The sequence below is a fragment of the Paraglaciecola arctica genome, from assembly GCF_018861065.1.
Classification (GTDB): Bacteria; Pseudomonadota; Gammaproteobacteria; order Enterobacterales; family Alteromonadaceae; genus Paraglaciecola; species Paraglaciecola arctica_B.
Map to the genome: position 1 here is coordinate 1 of NZ_JAHKQO010000044.1, position 18,558 is coordinate 18,558.

The 18,558-nt window shown below is 41.6% G+C and carries 11 protein-coding genes; 2 read left to right on the forward strand and 9 right to left on the reverse strand.

Features of this window, described 5'->3' with window-relative positions:
- Positions 1-142 precede the first annotated feature (142 nt).
- Positions 143-517: a hypothetical protein gene (locus KO534_RS18865; protein WP_215932108.1), complete on the forward strand. Its 375-nt coding sequence runs from the start codon at positions 143-145 to the stop codon at positions 515-517.
- Positions 518-678: 161 nt separating this feature from the next.
- Here the strand turns inward: KO534_RS18865 and KO534_RS18870 are convergent, their stop codons facing one another.
- The 3 genes from KO534_RS18870 to KO534_RS18880 all read right to left on the reverse strand — a co-directional run bounded on the left by KO534_RS18870 (position 679) and on the right by KO534_RS18880 (position 2,731).
- Positions 679-927 carry a DUF2960 family protein gene (locus tag KO534_RS18870; RefSeq protein WP_215932110.1) on the reverse strand — a complete coding sequence of 83 codons (249 nt, stop codon included), beginning with the start codon at positions 925-927 and terminating at the stop codon, positions 679-681.
- Between the two features lie 321 nt (positions 928-1,248).
- Positions 1,249-2,451 carry a type II toxin-antitoxin system HipA family toxin gene (locus KO534_RS18875; protein WP_215932112.1) on the reverse strand — a complete coding sequence of 401 codons (1,203 nt, stop codon included), beginning with the start codon at positions 2,449-2,451 and terminating at the stop codon, positions 1,249-1,251.
- Positions 2,441-2,731, reverse strand: coding sequence for a helix-turn-helix domain-containing protein (locus tag KO534_RS18880; protein ID WP_215932114.1), 291 nt, complete (start codon positions 2,729-2,731; stop codon positions 2,441-2,443). The genes KO534_RS18875 and KO534_RS18880 overlap by 11 nt, the downstream gene beginning before the upstream one ends.
- Positions 2,732-3,475: 744 nt before the next feature.
- Here KO534_RS18880 and KO534_RS18885 point away from each other — a divergent pair.
- Positions 3,476-3,925 carry a nuclear transport factor 2 family protein gene (locus tag KO534_RS18885; protein ID WP_215932116.1) on the forward strand — a complete coding sequence of 150 codons (450 nt, stop codon included), beginning with the start codon at positions 3,476-3,478 and terminating at the stop codon, positions 3,923-3,925.
- Between the two features lie 306 nt (positions 3,926-4,231).
- Here KO534_RS18885 and KO534_RS18890 read toward each other — a convergent pair whose 3' ends face one another.
- From KO534_RS18890 to KO534_RS18915, 6 genes are all read right to left on the reverse strand, one after another.
- Entirely contained in the window at positions 4,232-9,868 is a 5,637-nt protein-coding gene (locus KO534_RS18890) for a response regulator (protein ID WP_215932119.1), read from the reverse strand.
- A gap of 10 nt (positions 9,869-9,878) precedes the next feature.
- A complete protein-coding gene (locus tag KO534_RS18895) occupies positions 9,879-10,922 on the reverse strand; it encodes a response regulator (protein WP_215932121.1) in 1,044 nt (347 codons plus the stop codon).
- A gap of 688 nt (positions 10,923-11,610) precedes the next feature.
- The gene (locus KO534_RS18900) at positions 11,611-13,218 is read right to left on the reverse strand and encodes a serine hydrolase (protein ID WP_215932123.1); all 1,608 of its coding nucleotides are present in this window, start codon (positions 13,216-13,218) and stop codon (positions 11,611-11,613) included.
- Between the two features lie 504 nt (positions 13,219-13,722).
- On the reverse strand, positions 13,723-14,223 hold the full coding sequence (locus KO534_RS18905) for a regulatory protein RecX (protein WP_215932125.1): 501 nt from the start codon (positions 14,221-14,223) through the stop codon (positions 13,723-13,725).
- Positions 14,224-14,297: 74 nt separating this feature from the next.
- A complete protein-coding gene (locus KO534_RS18910) occupies positions 14,298-16,295 on the reverse strand; it encodes a sialate O-acetylesterase (protein ID WP_215932127.1) in 1,998 nt (665 codons plus the stop codon).
- Positions 16,276-18,555 carry an FAD-dependent oxidoreductase gene (locus KO534_RS18915; RefSeq protein ID WP_215932129.1) on the reverse strand — a complete coding sequence of 760 codons (2,280 nt, stop codon included), beginning with the start codon at positions 18,553-18,555 and terminating at the stop codon, positions 16,276-16,278. Before KO534_RS18915 ends, KO534_RS18910 begins: the two co-directional genes overlap by 20 nt.
- Between the last annotated feature and the right edge of the window lie 3 nt (positions 18,556-18,558).

Consider the following 18,558-nt stretch of genomic DNA (forward strand, 5'->3'; position numbering starts at 1 on the left):
ATATAAATCAAGGTCTCTGACCCTATCGATTCAAGGTCTCTGACCCTATCGATTCCAAGGTCTCTGACCCTATCGATTCAGATTCGATTCAAGGTCTCTGACCCTATCGATTCCTACTAGGTTAGAGTACCTTGCGACAAAGATGAAATTTCATTTAGTTAACGGAGATTCATTAGATTCGGTAGCCAAAGCTTTTAACAATGAAAATAAAAAACAAATAAATACTATTGGTGAAAGCGATGGTGTTAAAAGAGATATAACACAGGGCGATAGAAGCCGCGGAACACTTCAATCGAGTACATGGACGTATAACCAATTTGGAAAACCAAGAAAGCTTTTTTTAGTTGTTACTCGACAAGATCAGCCTTGGGCTCAGAATCAAGTGAATGATGAAGAAAGTTATGCTCTAGCGATATCTATCACGGATCGAGAAAATGAAGAAGCCAGATTGTACCAACAAATATCTGAAAAACTCCAAGCCCGTGAGCAAGTGAAGCAGCGAGCTAAAATCAGCTAAAATGACCAGCGGGTCAGTATCTTTTGGATCCGCAATGGATGTGTATTACGCACATCCGTGTGCCTATGGCTTTCCTGTCGATTTATTGATGCTCGCGATAATCTTAACTGTAGCACCGCTACTGCTCACGCAGCTATTGAGTACATAACCCCAAACGACCATCATTCTTGGCCATTTTTTAAGAAATATAATTCTGTAAACCCCATTTTTACAAATTCGGCATCTCTAAAATTTCTTACGGTAGCTTTGTCTTTACTGATTAAAGCAATTTGCTGCTCAGTTTGTAAAAATTGGGTCAGGTCTAGTCCTTCAGCATCGGCCACTGCCTCATGCATATTTTGATGGCGGCTGTAAGAAAAACTTATTTCTTTTGCTACACCATTAAACTTATAACGTACTTTATGGGCCATTTCTACTCACCTGGGTCCATCAATTTCGAAACTATTTGACCGCCATTATAAACGCAAATAACGGTGTTTATTCAATAAGCTTAACAAAAAGCATAAATGTCGGGGCCAGAACAAGGATCTGCGAGGTCAGAAAATTAAAATGATTATCTCTGTAAATGTTGAGCCATTCCTATGCTCAGTTCAGTTCAACGCAGCTGCGTTTTTCTAGTATCTATTTACTAGCCCCTATTCACTGCTCTTTTCTGCAACGACCTGCTTAACTCTGCTCCACACTGACTTTTTCTTTGCGGCATAGCGCTTTGTTCACTGTGGTGAATAGCTTTAGTTTTTAATGGTTGGGATGATCGCTTTTAATCGCTCTATATCGCCAGTGCCGACGTTTTGCTGCAGAAAGTAGGTTTGCCATTCTTGGGTAAGTTGGCGTACTTCATCAATTATTTTCTTAGCTTTAAATGGTTTTAAGCCAAAACGCATTGATTGGCTGAGTAGATTGTTGATTGTGCCTTCTCGCCCGTCATGGCCAATGCCTATACCATGTTGAGCTGAGTTATTAATAGGTAGCACGTCAAAAGCAGGTGATAAACGCCAGTGAGCTTTTTCGAACGGATAGATAAATCCATGGTTGCGGGAGTGGTCGTCGGTGTTACCGAGTAATACGTTAAACACCATTCGGTGATAAAGGTCATGGGCGTCTTTTGGTTCAGCGCCATTTTTCATTATGAATTCGGCTAAGTAGCCGTAGGTATAAATACTGCTGAGAACAGATGTACTCACCTTGTTCTGATTGAATATTGAGTTGGCGCTTAAGTAATGACAATTAGGTTTACTATGTTGCAAATCAAATCGTTCTACCAGCAACACGTCGCCGCTTGGTGATGGTAGTAGGTGAGTTTTAGCCACGCGGCAGGGCAGTTCATTTAGCATATTCATCGCGGCATGTTCGACTCTAACTACGTTGATCACGTCATCAAAGCGGTTGAATTTGGCTAGATAAGAAATGTCGCCATTTTGTATAATAGTTTTTGGCCTTGCCCCCCCCATGCTTGAGCCATATTCAAATGCTAGTTTGGCTTCTTGGGGGATCTGTTTATCTGCAAGAATGTCATCTTTGGCTTTGAGTAACATAGGTAAGTCGGTAAGCGTGTTCTTGTTGTATTTGGGTTTTGATTGGCTGCTTGAAAGACTAAACACCAATGCGCCTACACCCATGCCAGAACCTGCCAATAAAAACTCTAAAGCATTTTTAGGCTTGGTTGTGTGCAGCGATAAAATGATTTTTTTGCCCCATGAATCAGCACCTGCATCTGACAGAGCGCCAAATACCCCCTTATTGAATTGGGTCGACAGCTCTTTTTCTGTTAAGGGTAAGTTTACGGGGTCAAGAGCAAAAGAATCTGTGCGATTAAGGTAACTTTTACCGTAACGAAAGCGGCCTGTTTTCGTCGCTTCATCTATTTGAATAACGCCACAAACAATGGGGGTATCTTCTAGACCGTCAATAAATACGTAGGCTTTAGAAGTCATTATCTAATTCTTCTATTGGTTTGCGAGATTTACGACTGAGTTTAGATGCGGTGTTGTTAAGCTGCTGCTCGATATTTGCCTGCAGTTCGTCAATGATGTTCAGGTGTTCAAGCACTAGAAATAGTGATTGTGCATTGACACTTTTGCCATTTTCTATTGAAGAAATTGTATTGCGACCCACGCCAACACGAGTACCTAACTCTGCTTGATCCATAGTTGTGCTTCTGGTGTTTTTAACCAGTTCACCTATGGACTTAAGTAAATCTTGTGTTTTATGCATGATATTTCAAATATAAGTTAGCTTGTGTTTGAAATATAGGGCAGGTTAATTGAAAAGTAAATGTTTATTAAATCATGCATTATGCATCATATGTTTAATTTATTAAGCATATTGTTGGGGTTTGGTCTTAGTGGTTTAAGTTTCCAGTGCTGTTTTGAGCTGGAGTTTATTTTGATGTTGTCACTGTGGATCCCTGCTAAAAGCGTGCAGGGATGACGGGGGGGAGTCATTGCTACAGTGTTTTGGCTGGAGTTTATTTTGATGTTGTCACTGTGGATCCTTGCTAAAAGCGTGCAGGGATGACGGGGATAAGGGTCGTCATTGCTGCGATGTTTTGGGCTGGGGTTTATTTTGGTGTTGTTACTGTGGATCCCTGCTAAAAGCGTGCAGGGATGACGGAGTGTAGTGGGGTCATTGCCTGTTATTTCTTAGTCATCTACCGCTTTTAGCTATGAGCAAGGGCTGTGTGAGATCATCGGCGTTGCCGAATAAGAAATTACAATGGGGGGCTGTCATTCTGAAATTCCAGTTACGCTTTGTTACGAATAACCTCGGCTCGACACATCAAACTGGTTTCATTTAACAGGGACTCTCCTTATTCTGTTTTAAATCAAATTCACTCGTATACTCCTTTTCTAAACCAAGCAAAGTGATAACAAGTGTTATTGGTCAATCTCAGTTATTTTTGAGACACATTTTTAGCCATTTAAAACGATATATTTTTAACTAACTAAAGGTAGATTCATGTTTAAGATACTTGTGAAATTCGGACTTTTTGTCTCGCTATTTTTGCCATTACTAAGCCAGGCTGCTCCTAAAGATAATCTTTCTGAATTTCATTTGTTGATCGATGAATTGGTGTCGGCTCAGCGTGAATTTGATGACAAAGCACTATCAGAGTTATTGCATAGTGACTATGTGGAAATTTCACCAGCAGGTGAAGTTGACCATAGAGAAGAGGTGTTGGGGTTCTATGATAAGTCTCACAAAGAGAAGGGGCAAAAAAGCCCGATAATTGAGATCAGTGAACTAGAGATGAAAATGGATGGAAAGTATGCATTCGTCATCGCAAAAGAAACGTTCATTATCCCAAATAGCGAGCAGAAATTTTCTATGAGGGTGTCTTTTACTTTTAAGAAAACCCAGGGCAGCTGGCTATTCTATCAGGCACAATACACTGGTATACGACCCTAACAGGTGCGCCCGAAACGCTGTGCGGTGAATAGTTTTTAATTTTTTAAATTTAGTCTTTGAATCGGTTGCTGTTAACAACTGACAGGAATGATGATGGGCTGGATTTTATTTTGATGTTGCGACTGTAGATCCCTGTTAAAAGCGTGCAGGGATGACGGAATGTGCAAAAGGTATTATTTGTTATTTCTTAGTCATTTATCGCGTTTCGTTGTGACCAAAGCTAATGTTCTTCGAAACAATTGAGTGAGATCCGCTTTATAGGATTTTACTGAAAGTCTCTCTCCTTCAAATAAATTGAACCTACTTTTAAAGCACTTCTGTAAGTGCGTTGGTATGAGAAATGGCCGAATCAAAATCGTATTGTCTTAGTGCTTTTTCAGTATTTTTAAGTTCCTTCATCACATCAGGCGACAAACCATTAGTATTCTTTAATAGCTCCTCAAGAACGTCAATTGCTCCTGTATCATAATCGTCTAGTAAGCCGCGTAATTGCTCCAACGTCGCCTTAAATGTCGTTAAATCAACACTGTCATTTAGATACGTCTCGGTGGAACTCAATTGAGCAGATGCAGAATCTATAGATGAAATAACAAGGGCCAAACTATTTAACATGACTGCCATTGCCTTATCTGAGCCGAAATCTGCTTTTCGGGCTAATTCCAAAGCTTCGGCATCTTGATAGAGTGCTTGCGCACCAATGCTGCCAGCCAACCCTTTCATAGTGTGTATATTACGAGTTGTATCCGTACTGCTATTCTCTTCATCATGAATATCTAAGGTATCTGCAAACTGACGATATTTTTCTGCGAATTTAAGTAAATGCTTCTGGTAAAGTTCAGCATTATAGTTTGTTGATGACAGCCCTTTCTTAATATCGATGCCATTAAGGGTATCCACTGGAAAGTCAATTTGACTGACTTCATCGGCTTCATTGGTTTCAACAATAGCATGCACTTGATTTGGCGCTAAAATGTGCGTAAGTGTTTCATACATACCTCTTACGTTTATAGGCTTTGCAATGTGCGCATCCATACCACAGGCCCTTACTTCTGCTATGTCATCAGACATAACATTTGCCGTCATTGCAATAATAGGAAGGTGCTGATACTTAGGCTGCTTGCGGATTTCTCGGGTCGCAGTATAACCATCCATTACCGGCATTTGACAGTCCATCAAGATACCGTCAAAGCTCTGCTCTTCTATAAGGGACAACGCGACTTGGCCATTTTCAGCCAAGGTTGTTTTAATGCCAACAGCATGGAGCAATTCACATGCTAACTCTTGGTTTAATTCGTTATCTTCTACAAGCAGTAAATGAAGTCCAGAGAGTGCTTGGTTGAAGAAACTTTTTTCAGTTGCATTTTTTAAGGTGGTTTTCGACACTTTATTTATGCCCACACTGCGTGAGATTGTTTCTAACAAGGTTGACGCAGTCACTGGCTTTGTTAACGCACTTTCAATATTAAGTTGATTCGTTTCTTCCTCTATGTCTTTGTTATTAAACGCCGTCATTACAATAATTTTAGGTTGATAGGTCATTGATGACGAACTTCGAATACGCGCAACAGTTTCCAGCCCATCCATTTCAGGCATTTTTCGATCCATCAATATTAAGTCAAATGGTTGAGTATGCTGTTGAAGTTCTAGCAAGGACAAAGCTTCTTTTCCACTTCTTACCATTTGATGCTGTATGCCAAAGCTCGAAAGTTGCTTATGAAATACCTCTCTAGCAGTTTCACTGTCATCCACAACTAAGATATTTAACTCAGGTTTAATGTCATGTTCGAGGTGTCCTTGGCTTTTCTGTTTATAACCAAGATTGGTCGTAAAACAGAATTGGCTTCCCATATCTACTTCTGATTCTACCCAAATTTTCCCTCCCATTAACTCAACGAGATCTTTTGATATCGCGAGTCCCAGCCCCGTGCCACCATACTTTCGTGTAATAGATGAATCTGCCTGACTAAAGGACTGAAATAGTTTGGATTTTTGCTCCGGCGTCATGCCAATACCGTTATCCGCCACGGAAAACTCGATACAACAATGTTTAATGTCCGAGTTAGCAAGTTTTACCGTTAGGATGATCTCTCCGTTTTCTTTGGAGAATTTAACCGCATTGTTACCTAAATTAAGCAAGACTTGTCCTAACCTTAATGGGTCACCAATAAGGGTCTTTGGTACGTCTTTATCAATATCAAAGTACAGTTCTATACCCTTTTCATCAGCTTTAATTGCAATGGAGTTCGACATATTTTCCAGTACTTCGTCGAACTCAAATGGTACTTCTTCAATATCTAAACGGCCTGCCTCAATTTTAGAAAAATCGAGAATGTCGTTGATTATACCCAGCAGTAATTCTGCACTTTTGTGTACTTTTACGATGTAATTTTGTTGCTTCTGATTCAATTGTGTTTGTAAGGCAAGGTGGCTCATTCCAATAATGGTGTTCATCGGTGTACGAATTTCATGGGACATATTTGACAAAAAATCTGATTTTGCTTGGGTCGCACTTTCAGCTTTGTCTTTTGCTTCTTTTAATGCGGTCTCCATTGCCTTTGCAGTATTAACATCAAGATGGATTCCAAATACTTTGAGAGAGTGTGTATCGCTGTGCTCTCGAATCGCACGGCCCACGCTTAATACCCACTTATAAGCACCATCAGCGCATCTAACGCGATATTCACACCGATAGTCGTGAGTTTCATTTAATAGGTGTTTTTTCAATTCAAGCTCACATTTGTCTTTATCATCAGGATGAATTAAAAAATTAAGAAGATTGGAATCAACACCATATTGTTCTGAAAGTTTGTCCTTTGAATATCCCAACATTGACGCCCATACGGCATTTGTGATTAACGTGTCGCTCTCAGGATCCCATTCCCAGGTTCCTGCATTCGCGCCAGTCATAGCTAACTCCAATCGTTGCTCTGCTTCGGCAAGTTCTTCAAATGAAAGACTATTAGATATTGCAACGGAGGCAAAACTTGAGGCAATGCGGAATATGTTAATTTGCGATGTATCGAAGGCTTTTGGTGTGTTCGCATGAATTGCTACTACACCTAGTAGCGAGTTCCCTGCCATGAGCGGTTGGCATACCGCAGACTGCGTGTGTTCGCCATTTAAACTTAACGATGGATCTATTCCAACTTGCTCCCATTGCTCGGTAGTCTGTGCGATAAACTCCTTTTTATTATTCATTGTCCAAGCAATAGGGTCGTTTGACTGGTTGGACTTTACAGAAGAAGGTTGGATCTGTCGGCCATCAATCATTGAGAAAATAAAACTAACATGCTGAGACTGCGGATGGTACAAGCCCACCATAAAGCTACTAGCTTGAAGCGCTGTATCCAATTGTTGATGCAGTAACTTAGCAATGCTTTCTGTATCAGTAGTTGCCGCGAGGTCACGCCCTACGTCACCTAAAACAAAAATGTCTCGAGTTCTACGTTCAACTTGTGCAGATAAATATCGCTGTGTCGCTTGATGTTTTTTAACACGACTTGTGTAGAAAGCAAAGGCGAGAAGCAACAGTACCAGAGGGGTCAAAATTTTGAACCATGTAGTTTGATACCATAACGGGGGCACAGTTAACGTTAATGTTTGTGGATTAAGGTTCCAGGTGCCATGGTTATTACTGCCAATAACTTCAAAAATATAGGTGCCGGGTTGCATACGTGCATACGACACTGTATAGCGATCGGTTATATCTCCCCAAGAGTCGTAGTAGTTTACTAAGCGAGTACGATATTGATTGTCTTCGCTGGCATGGTAATCCAAGGCGGCAAAGGTAATGGTTAATTGTTTATAATCATTCGGAAGCTCAAACGATTCTGGCACTGGAAATATGACGTCTCCATCCACCTCGATACCGGTAATTGCAATAGGTGGTATAGTATCGTTGGTGTTTACTGCACTAGGGGCAAAACCTGTTAGGCCATCAATACTACCAAAGTAAATAAAGCCATCAGGCCCCATTAATGCTGAACGGGGTAAAAATGTATTACTGTGAATACCATCATTAGTCGTAAAATATTTAAAAACACGTGATTTAGGATTTAGTCGATAAATACCCTTTGATGTCGCTAACCAAAGGAACCCTTCGCTGTCTTGCACGATAGAAAGAACCGCAAAACCCACACCGTCTAAGTCTAAACTGATGCTTTCAAATTGGTCTGTAGATGGTGTGTATTTTTCTAAACCCCGATTGGTAGAGAACCAGATGGTATCGTCATCTGTTTGGATGGCGGCGTTTATATGATTGCTGCTCAGTGCATTGCTTTCGTCGTTGGTACTATAGTTTGTCACTGAATGAGTAGATGAATGTATCTTAAATAAACCCTCGCCTTGGGTACCTACCCAAGCATTGTTTTGTTTGTCTACGAAAGTGAATTCAGCATCAACCTCGTCTAGAAAGCTTTGAACCTCTTTAGTTTTGGGGTTCCATCGCACAACATGACGATATTTAGCTAAATTCAACCATAACCAACCATCAGCATCTACTTCAACCCATTCAACTGTGTTGTTTAGTCCCCCAGCCCAATCTAAAGATACTTCCTCCAAATTGCTCGTCGGCGTTGCTAAATAATACAGACCGAAATCAGTGCCAAGATATAAACCGTTATTATTATCGTAGCTCATACTATCAATGCGAAGTCGATTTAATTTGTCTAAACTTTGTTGGGACATGTGTGGTGTAAATTTTGAAGTACCGTCAAAATTGACCAAACTTCTGCCTGTGCCCAACCACATTTCTCCATTGGGCTTTTGAACCATTGAAATTATCTGGGAAAAAAGACCAGACAACATTTCACTACTTAGAATATCAGTCCAACCTTGAAAGTGAGGGGGCTTTAAGAAAACCTTTTTGATACCAGAGTAGCGCGTGGCGGCCCAAAGAAGCCCTGAAGATTCCACCAACACTTGACGTACATCGCGGTTTTCCAATAGTGCCCAATCGCCATTATCAGCAGCAGGTTCAAAAGCGGCTTTTCTAGTATCAAATTTAAAAATGCCAGCGAAGGTTGAAAGTAATAGAACGTCCTCATAGGGCGTAATCTTGGTAATACTTGGAATTGTGCTGGCGGGGAACGCTATAGGTGAATAGCGATTTAAACTAGGGTAAAAACGACCAAAGCTGTTGCGAGTGGCTAGCCAAATAGCACCTTTGTCGTCAATATAAATTGATCTAACCTCGGGGTGGTCCAATCCTTCTGCTGAATCGCCAAAGCGCTCAAATTGCTGTGAGGAGTGATTTTTTTTATAAAGTCCTTCAGAGGTGCCTACCCAAATGTTGCTATTTGGGTCTTCTGCAATACTCCATACTCGATTGTGTCCGAGAGTAGATTCATCATTAGGTTTGTGTACATAACGAACAAAGGTGTCATCGACATCATTGTACAGGTTTAGGCCGCCACCATTAGTACCAATCCATACTTGGCCAGAGCGAGACTCGAAGATAGCTTGAATTTTATTACCTCCTAAAGTGGATGGATTGGCGTTGTCGTGTAAATAGTGTTTGAAGTTTTGTGTTTTACGTTGATAAAGATTTAATCCTCCGCCCCACGTGCCAACCCACAATCTATTTTTCTTGTCGATTAACATTGCCCCCACGCTGTTATTAGATAACGATGATGAGACGTCCTTATCGTGTCGAAATGAAATGAAGTTATAACCGTCGTAGCGTTTCACCCCATCGGCTGTACCAAACCAAATAAAGCCTTGTTCGTCTTTCGCAACGTCGTAAACTTGAGGGTTTAGTAGGCCATCATGAAGGGACAGGCTTTCAATTTTTTGTTGGCTATATACTGGCAGCAAAACACAAAAAAATAGCAATAGTGTAGTAATTGTCCGTATGATTTTTAAAGAGCCATGACGAAGTAGTGTGTTCAGATCTTTAATGTTTAAAACCATGTTGCTTGCTGGAATAGGATTGCGATCACACATCAATAGTACCCTAACTGTGTAGTTCGAATGACTCGTCGCTGAAACGTGCCTGAATATCTCTTACCTTTTCTATACACTCTAGAAATAATGGAACTAGATTTGGGTCGAAGTGTTTACCGGATTCGGACTTAATAAGTGCGAGTGAACGCTCTTCGCTCCATGCCTTTTTGTAAGGACGCTCACTGGTTAATGCGTCAAAAACATCTGTAATTGCTACGATACGTGCCGAAAGAGGGATCGCCTCACCCTTCAGACCTTGGGGGTAACCACTTCCATCCCATTTTTCATGATGGTTCAGCGCAATGTCTCTTGCCATGTTCAATAAAGGCTCATCGCTATCGCCAATAATTTCGCCTCCAAATTGGGAGTGCTTTTTCATCACTTCCCACTCTTGTGGATCTAATTTTCCAGGTTTAAGGAGTATTGAATCCGGTATACCTATCTTTCCCACATCATGCATAGGGGCAGCGTTATGAAGAAGATCAATCCACTCATTAGAAACATCGAGCTTTTCGGCTAAAAATTTACTGAAGTAACTCATGCGAATAACATGCATACCGGTTTCGTTGTCTTTATATTCCGCGGCTTTACCTAATCGTCGAATCACCTCGAGTCGAGTATGGTGCAAGTCTTCGGTTCGCTTTGCTACGAGCGCTTCTAGATGTCGAGCTTGGTCATAAAGCGCAATTTGGGCATTCACCCTAGATACAACGATAGGGGGGCTTATAGGCTTAGCAATATAATCTGCTGCGCCCAGATCGAAACCTTTTTGCTCGTCTTCAATCTCGCTTTTTGCAGTAACAAAAATAATGGGAATGGCGGCGGTAGAAACATTGCTCTTTAGCTGTCGACAAACTTCGTACCCATCTAGATCAGGCATCATAACGTCTAGAAGTATTATGTCTGGTTTACTTTTACCCTGCGCTATTTTAATAGCCAATGCACCGTTCATGGCAGCTTTGACTTTAAAATACGGACTAAGTACTGCTGATAGTAGATCGATATTTTCTGGTGTATCGTCGACAACCAAAACGGTTTTCTTTTCTCCTAGCAACCTAAACTCTCCTTTTTACATGCTCGTCTAATGCTACAAATTAAATCTAGCATTATTACAACACATAATAAAAAATGATTGATTATTACGGAAGGAGACGGCTATAGATTCGACTTTAGTTTGGATATTAAACTGATGAAATGAAGATTTACAATATTCATCTTAATTTGAGGAATGTAAATCCATACCTTTATCGCTATTTTTATACGTAACACAATGAGTAGACCATCCACGATAATCAAATTTTGAAATAAACTTAGTTAAAACAATCAGCTATGATGTTTGATGTTAATTGCTACGTCGCGAGAAACAGGATTCTTTAGAAGCAGCGAAGCGCTCTGTGGTGAATAGTTTTTAATTTTTTAAATTTAGTCTTTGAATCGGTTGCTGTTAACAACTGACAGGAATGATGATGGGCTGGATTTTATTTTGATGTTGCGACTGTAGATCCCTGCTAAAAGCGTGCAGGGATGACGGAATGTGAGGGGGTATTTATCTGCTATTTCTTAGTCATTATTCGTTTCTAGCTATGAGAAAAACGCAGGTAATTACCAAGACATTCAACGCAATTTACTCAAGATTAAAATGTCCTCTGTAAATGTTGAGCCATTTCTTTGCTCAGTTCAGCGCAGCTGTGTTTTTCTAGTATCTATTTACTATTCACTGCTTTTTTCTGCAACGAACTGCTTCACTCAGCCTTTAAAAAGTGCATATCACGCCACTCATGTGAGCTTGAAGTTTTGGTAGAAAAGGGGTGAAGTTTAGCGGCTATAACTTTGCGCTCAACATCTAACTCAAAATGCATAAAAGCGTCGGAGGCCGCATTTTTATTGTCCCACTCTATTTTGTAGCTGGCATCTTGAAAGGCGCTAAGCGTGCCGCGTAGATTTGCCATGCGAGAGGAGGTGATGCGAAGCCTATTTGCTTTTTTGTTGGTTGTTTGTTCAGTAATGATAAAGTCACCAAACCATTGATCACTATAGGTACCCACCACCTGTTTATTACTAAGTGTGCCTTTGGCCAGCGCTTTTGGGGTGGTGTCGCCTCGGGATAAGTAGGCTTGCTCACGCTCGTCTTGATAAGCCACATACTCAGCCACCCAATCTTTTTGTTCGGTATCAATAAACATTTTCAGAACGGTTTGCATAACGGCGCTGCGCGCTCCGTAGTTAGATCCGTTATTAAGCACTACCACGCCAAGCTCCAATTCTGGAATAAGGGCAACAAAAGCCTGATAGCCCGACAGTGTGCCAGTGTGAGAAATATGTTTATAACCTTCGTAGTTACTTAAACGCCAGCCAAGGCCGTAGTTACGAAAATAGGTTGAGTCCCATTCGGTATCCGTGTCAGATACACCTAATATGGTGTACGACTGCCACATTTTATTTAACTGTTTATTAGAAAACGGTAATTGTTGGCTGCTCTGTGGTTGTTCACTTGTTTCGCTAAGGTCACTAAGCTCATCAGCCATTTTAGCGTCATTCAATAGCGCGCTGACCCATTTGCTCATTTCTGCGGCGCTGCACACCATGCCACCGGCGGCAGCAGACATTAGCGCGTCACCTTGAATGGCGTTGCGTGGAATAGGATAAATTCCCTCGCTGTCTCTATGGCCGTAACTCATGGCGCTTTTATTCACCGCAGTTTTGGGCATATCGCCGGCGTAACACTGCATTCCCAAGGGTTTAAATACGTGTTGGTCAACAAAGTCTTCAAAGCTCTTTCCTGAGATTTTCTCAACAATTTCACCGGCGGTAATGTACAGCACATTGCTGTATGCGTAGCGTTGTCTAAATTGATCGCGAGGGGTTAAATAGCGTAAATTTTTGACTACTTCTGCCCGGCTAAAACCGCTAGGCTCAGGCCAGATCATACTGTCGCCTGCGCCGCCAACTAAGCCACTTTTGTGGGTGAGTAAATCTTCAATGGTAAAATGCTGCGTGGCATAGTCGTCTTGCATTCTAAAATGGGGAAGGTGGTCGATAACCAAGTCTTTCCAGTCGAGCTTTTCTTGATCAACCAGTACCCCAATGGCTGCGGCTGTGAAGGCCTTGCTAGTAGAAGCTAAGCGAAAGTAAGTGTTTTTATTCACAGGCAATTGTTTTGCAATGTTGGCTAGGCCAAAGCCTTTTGCATATATCAACTGATTTTGGTGCACAACAGACACGCTCATGCCAGGAGTATAAAAGGTATCTATGGCGTTTTTCACAGTCGCATCAAGGCTTTGCGGATCCCACTTTGCTGCTGCGCTAGGTACCAGTGCTAATAATATGAAAATCAATGTAAAAAACTTCATAACCAAAGGTCTACTCGCTAACAAATTATGCGTTCAATTGTGCGTAAATTTTTCCGTAAATTCAATCTCTTAGGGACAAAGCGGTTGAGTTACTATAAATATGAATAAATGGTGCCAGAGCTTTTGGGAGCCCCTGGCAATCTATAGATGAAATGTTGGCTCGATTGTAGGCGTTTGTAATATTGCTTTAGCTGCCACCCGGTATCGTTTTAGCAACCTGTTATTTTCACACCTTTAGGCCCATAAATTGGTTGATTTTGTCACTGTGGATCCCTGCTAAAAGCGTGCAGTGATGACGGAATATTTGGGGGATCGTTGTCTGCTATTTTTTGATCTCCTATTGTTTTTCGTAGTATTTTACGAGCTCTGCGTTGAATGTGCTCTGTGCTTTAAATTCTTTGCGGTGTAGCGGTACTTGTGCTCTTTATTGCTTAACCCTGCTCAACACTGTCTGATTCCGTTTAATTCTGGTTCTAGCAGTATTTCCCTGCGGCTTTTCTGAAGTTACTCTTCACCCGAATAGCTAATCACTTTATTGGCAACTGAATAAGAAAACCCTTGGCCAATCAAATGTCGCAATGCTTTTTGTTTGAGTTTTTGATCTTCAATAGGGGATTCCCCGAATTTCTTAATTTTAAGTGCTAGGGCTTTATCTAAATAATCGTCTTCGGTGTTATCTATTGAATCTAGACATTCATTGATTATTTGGGATGTGAAACCTTTGGCGTAAAGCTTTTGTTTTATTTTATTAGGGCCAATATTCTTTTCTGAGAAACTTTGAGTCAAACGTTGTGCATAGCGAAGATCATCAACAATGCCTTGTTCGATAAGATAGTTAAGAGCTTCCTGATTAAATGAGGTGTCTTCTTGGAATAGTGTGTTGGCCTTTTGCATTAAGGTTTTTGCCGTGTAATCGCCATATTTTCCGATTAGCCACAAGAAATACCCTTTGACTCGTTCGTAGGTTATTTCCTTAGGTTTTTCATCCTGCTTTTTCTTAAACATGTTTCAGCGCTGTGATTTTACTTTGGCTTCAAAGTGCTAATAATAGAGTTAATCGCGGTAACAATAAAATGAATCTACTTTGCAGCAATTTCGCAGTGATCCTTGATTGGCAATTTAGCTGGGTAAGCGGGTAATCCTTGGCTATTGGATAAATTTGCGCGGGTTGGATTGCTTTGCCATGCATAACTAACACTCACTAACTTATTGGCTTCTTTCACTTTCAAAACGATGGAAGTCGGATGTAACTCACCTTCAATCCATCGATAGTTAGCGTTATCTTCACTAATAGAAAAACCTTGTACTTTGGTGTCTTGCCCAGTTATCGCTAATGGGGAAAACTCGCTGTGTATTTTAATTTCGTGGCCACTGACTCGTTCTGCGCAAGTTAACACTGGCCCTTGGTAGGAAAAATCAGGTTTGTTATAGACTTTTTGTAAAGCCGCGTTTGCGAGACGTTGACCCACAGATGCTTTATTTTTGGGGTGAATATCGTTCCATTCACCTAAGTCAATTGCCGATACCATAGCGGTATTACTGACGGTTAACCCTTGAGTTTGTGCTGCGCGAATCTCAGCCCAACCAGCAATGCTTGGATCTTGCTGCGCCTGCATATAGTTAGCTAGTTGCACATACAAAAAAGGTAATGTTGGCTGCGAAAAAAGTGCGCGCCATTGCCTTATCATATCTGGAAATAAGCTTTGGTATATAGTTGGCTCTTCGGCGTTACTTTCCCCCTGATACCAAATGACTCCCTTAAACTGGGTGTTAGCCAGTGGAGCCAACATCGCATTATAAAACACTGAGGGTTGTTCATTAGTTTTGAATTCAGGGCTAGGCATCGCATTAATCATGCGATGACCCACCTGATAACGCCACAAGCCATTTAGCGAAATCAGCGAGTCTTTAAATTCTAATTGATAGGGTTTCGCTGGCACAAAACCGGCGTGTCCGGGACGATGCGCCACAATTCGTACACTGATTTGGTTCTGGCCTGCTTTAAGTACGCCAGAGTCGAGTGAATATATGCGTTGCGGATACTGATATTGGGTTTCACCAACCTTTTGACCATTAATGTAAACATCGTCTTGATCTACAATGCGCCCAAGTACCAGTCTTGAAGCTTGGGAGGCTTGTTCAGCAGAAACCCAGAATCTAGTTCTAAACCACATGCTACCACTAAAGGCTTCTTGTCCTTGATTGGTCCAATATCCGGGAACAGAAAGTTGTGGCCATTGGTTGTCATTAAAGTGCACAGCAAACCAATTATGGTGTAAACCTAGGTCCTTAGCCGCCAACTCTTGTTGCCAACTTTGGTAGCGTTTTTTATCGCGTGTTTGTAACTTCTCTATTTCATGTGATTGTTTATTGCGCTGTAGCAGATTGACTTCTTTAGGATAGGCCGCCAACGCACTTTCGCTCATCCAGGCTTGAATACGTGAACCAGCATAGGCGTTGTTAATGATGCCAATTGGTATGCCTGTGTGAGTGTGAACTTGCTTTGCAAAAAAGTAGCCTACCGCTGAAAACTTGCTTAAGTCTTGTCCTTGGGCGATTGTCCATTGCCCTTTGGCGACGGTACTTAACGGGCCTTGATAAGCGGCATTCCGATCTACTCTGAATTGGCGGATATGTGGCAAGTTAGCCGAGAGTATTTCTGGCGAATAGTTACTACCTAGGGTACCAAGGGTGTACTCCATATTAGATTGCCCAGAGGCAAGCCATACATCACCAAACAGAACATTGCGTAATTCAATCAACTGAGTGGATGTTTGTATGTTTAAGGTATGGGGGCCACCAGCAATGTGTGCTGGCAATGTAAGCTGCCATGCACCTTGTTCTACTAATGTGGATTGCAGTTTTCTGTCATCTAAATAAACACTAATGGATTCAGGTTGGTCGCTATACCCCTGCAATATATTAGGGGTATCTCGTTGTAATACCATATCATTAGCAAATTGTGGGGCGAGAGTAATTTTCGCATTAGCAGAAAATACCGCCATCAAAATCAATAGCTGTGCGCTAATATTGACTGTCGCCTTCACAGGTCTAAGGTTATTTAACAACGATTTCATAAACCGAAATCGGGCAATCGTTATGGGTTTTCAAAAACTTAATTCTGAGGTGATCGGCATTAATGGGTGAGGTGAAAACACAGTCAACTACTGCTTGATAGTTATCTGTTTTCTCATACAGAATCTCTCCCTGCTTATCTAAAATTTGAAAGTGTTCAACACAAAAGGGTACACGATCTTCTGGGTGGCCATAAAGTGTGGATTCAAGGGCATGATCAAAGTCAGCATCAAAATGTAAAATTATTTCACTTATACTTTGTGGTTGTTGCCACTGCAGTGTTAATTCAGCATCAGAATGCTCCGTTGCCGCACACCACACATTGCTGCGTTGAAATGGTCGCGTATAGCCATTTGTGAGGTTGGTTGTGGCAAAGCAATTGAGCGGTGGACTAATTGATAAGGCAAAGTTATGACCGCCTGGGCGTCTTTCTGGTGTCCAAAATTCAAATTCATCCACCCCTTTGTCACCGTCTACAGTTTGTTTGCCTGTGTTAGATACTGCTTTGTTGACACCATTGAACACTGCGACCAATGATGAAATACGACTAGTAGAACAAGCAATTTCTATGTCTGGATTCGCTAAAAAGCACAGCATGGCATATTGGTCTTGTTTTAGGATCTCGGCAAATTTAATCTCGAGTTGATGTTCGCCAGCTTGCAACTCAAAACTCTGCTGACCCAATATGACCTCTGGGGTAAAGTTGGTTGCTTTTTCGCTATGACGCAATTGGGCGCAAAGCGTTGTGTTTTTTAATGCTCGTACTTTTACTGCGAATTGATAGGTGGTGTCTTTTAGCAAAGGTAACAACTGGCCAGCTGAGATATTTAGGGGCCGCCACGGCCCATTATTTGGCAGGCTGCTCAATAACAGCTCACTTGAAGCACTGATTGTCGCTTTACTCGCTAGGTTATATTGAGGGTGCATCGGCACATGGGGAATAAAATGCCCTTTTTCGTTAAGGTTTTGCTGTAACTTTTTAATATGTGTGGGTTGCAATAAATCAGTGGTTGAACAGTTGTCATTTAGACAATATGCAATCGCTTGACCAACCGCTTGACCACCGTGTCCGCAGGTAGCCATTACCCGGGTAGAGCCAAACGCAATATGTGAGGTACTAATGATGCGTCCAGCATAAAACAGGTTATCAATATCTTTGCTAACAAACGATCCCAATGGAATTTGATAAACCCCTTTGGTGTGATATTGCGTACAAGGAGGTTTATTGCTGTAAACACCGTCGCCAGGGTGATGGTCAATTGCCCACCCTCCGAATGAGATAGCATCATCTACAAGACGCTGCTCTACCACATCTTGTTGTGTCATAAATGAATGTCCAATAAAGCGACGGCTTTCACGTTTACCGGGGATAGTGCCAACCCACTCTAACGTGAGATTGTCGACATTTTCAAATTTACCGCTATTTTTGATGTAATCCCATATCCCATAGACGACTTTCCATAATTGCCACTTAATCTCTTCTGACTCATCTATCGTTTCACTGTTGCCTCCATATTCGAGCCACCATAGGCGAGGTCCAACATCTTGGCTGCGAATACGTTTCATGCGATCTTCTGTCATACCGTCAATTGAGGCAAATGAAGGGGCAACAAACTTCACAGGTTTACCCACGTCTTTACTGTAGAAATATATAGAGTGTCCTAACAGTTCTTTTCCTGGCTGTTCTGGCGCCATTTTTTCTGAAAACTCGTCAGCTGCTTCTGCGCCCATGCGAAATTCTGCACCGGCTTGAAAAGCGACAATACCGTCTCCAGACGCGTCGCAAAAATAGGTCCCATGAAGATCATAGAGTTTACCGTTCTGAGAGCAGAATCCTTCCACTGAAGCAATCTTACTATTGCCATTTTTGTGTGTGGCAAATACTGAGGTGTTGAGCAATAAAGTGATGTTTTTCTCTTCTGCCACTTTTTCTAACATGATGGTGTCAAAGATTAGTGCATTACCTTCTTTATTTCGAAACAGGTTTTCTAATAATAGTTCACCTATTATTCCCCCTTCGCGTGCCCAGCGATTGTTATTACCCATATGGGAGGTTGCACCTAAAACCCACAAGCGTACTTCGCTAGAAGCATTACCACCTAAAACTGGACGGTCCTGCACTAATGTGACTTTTACACCCGCCCTAGCTGCTGATATAGCACAGCACACGCCAGCGATACCGCCTCCAACTACGACAAGGTCCGACTTTATCGTTTCTACAGTAGATGACCTACCATGTGGTTCGCTAAGTTCGTGATACATGAT

Bases quoted from the DNA above. Each gene is read 5' to 3' on its own strand.
- KO534_RS18875 (WP_215932112.1), bottom strand. From the start codon at position 2,451: ATGACTTCTAAAGCCTACGTATTTATTGACGGTCTAGAAGATACCCCC.
- KO534_RS18865 (WP_215932108.1), top strand. From the start codon at position 143: ATGAAATTTCATTTAGTTAACGGAGATTCATTAGATTCGGTAGCCAAA.
- KO534_RS18905 (WP_215932125.1), bottom strand. From the start codon at position 14,223: ATGTTTAAGAAAAAGCAGGATGAAAAACCTAAGGAAATAACCTACGAA.
- KO534_RS18910 (WP_215932127.1), bottom strand. From the start codon at position 16,295: ATGAAATCGTTGTTAAATAACCTTAGACCTGTGAAGGCGACAGTCAAT.
- KO534_RS18890 (WP_215932119.1), bottom strand. From the start codon at position 9,868: ATGTGTGATCGCAATCCTATTCCAGCAAGCAACATGGTTTTAAACATT.
- KO534_RS18915 (WP_215932129.1), bottom strand. From the start codon at position 18,555: ATGTATCACGAACTTAGCGAACCACATGGTAGGTCATCTACTGTAGAA.
- KO534_RS18885 (WP_215932116.1), top strand. From the start codon at position 3,476: ATGTTTAAGATACTTGTGAAATTCGGACTTTTTGTCTCGCTATTTTTG.
- KO534_RS18900 (WP_215932123.1), bottom strand. From the start codon at position 13,218: ATGAAGTTTTTTACATTGATTTTCATATTATTAGCACTGGTACCTAGC.
- KO534_RS18880 (WP_215932114.1), bottom strand. From the start codon at position 2,731: ATGCATAAAACACAAGATTTACTTAAGTCCATAGGTGAACTGGTTAAA.
- KO534_RS18870 (WP_215932110.1), bottom strand. From the start codon at position 927: ATGGCCCATAAAGTACGTTATAAGTTTAATGGTGTAGCAAAAGAAATA.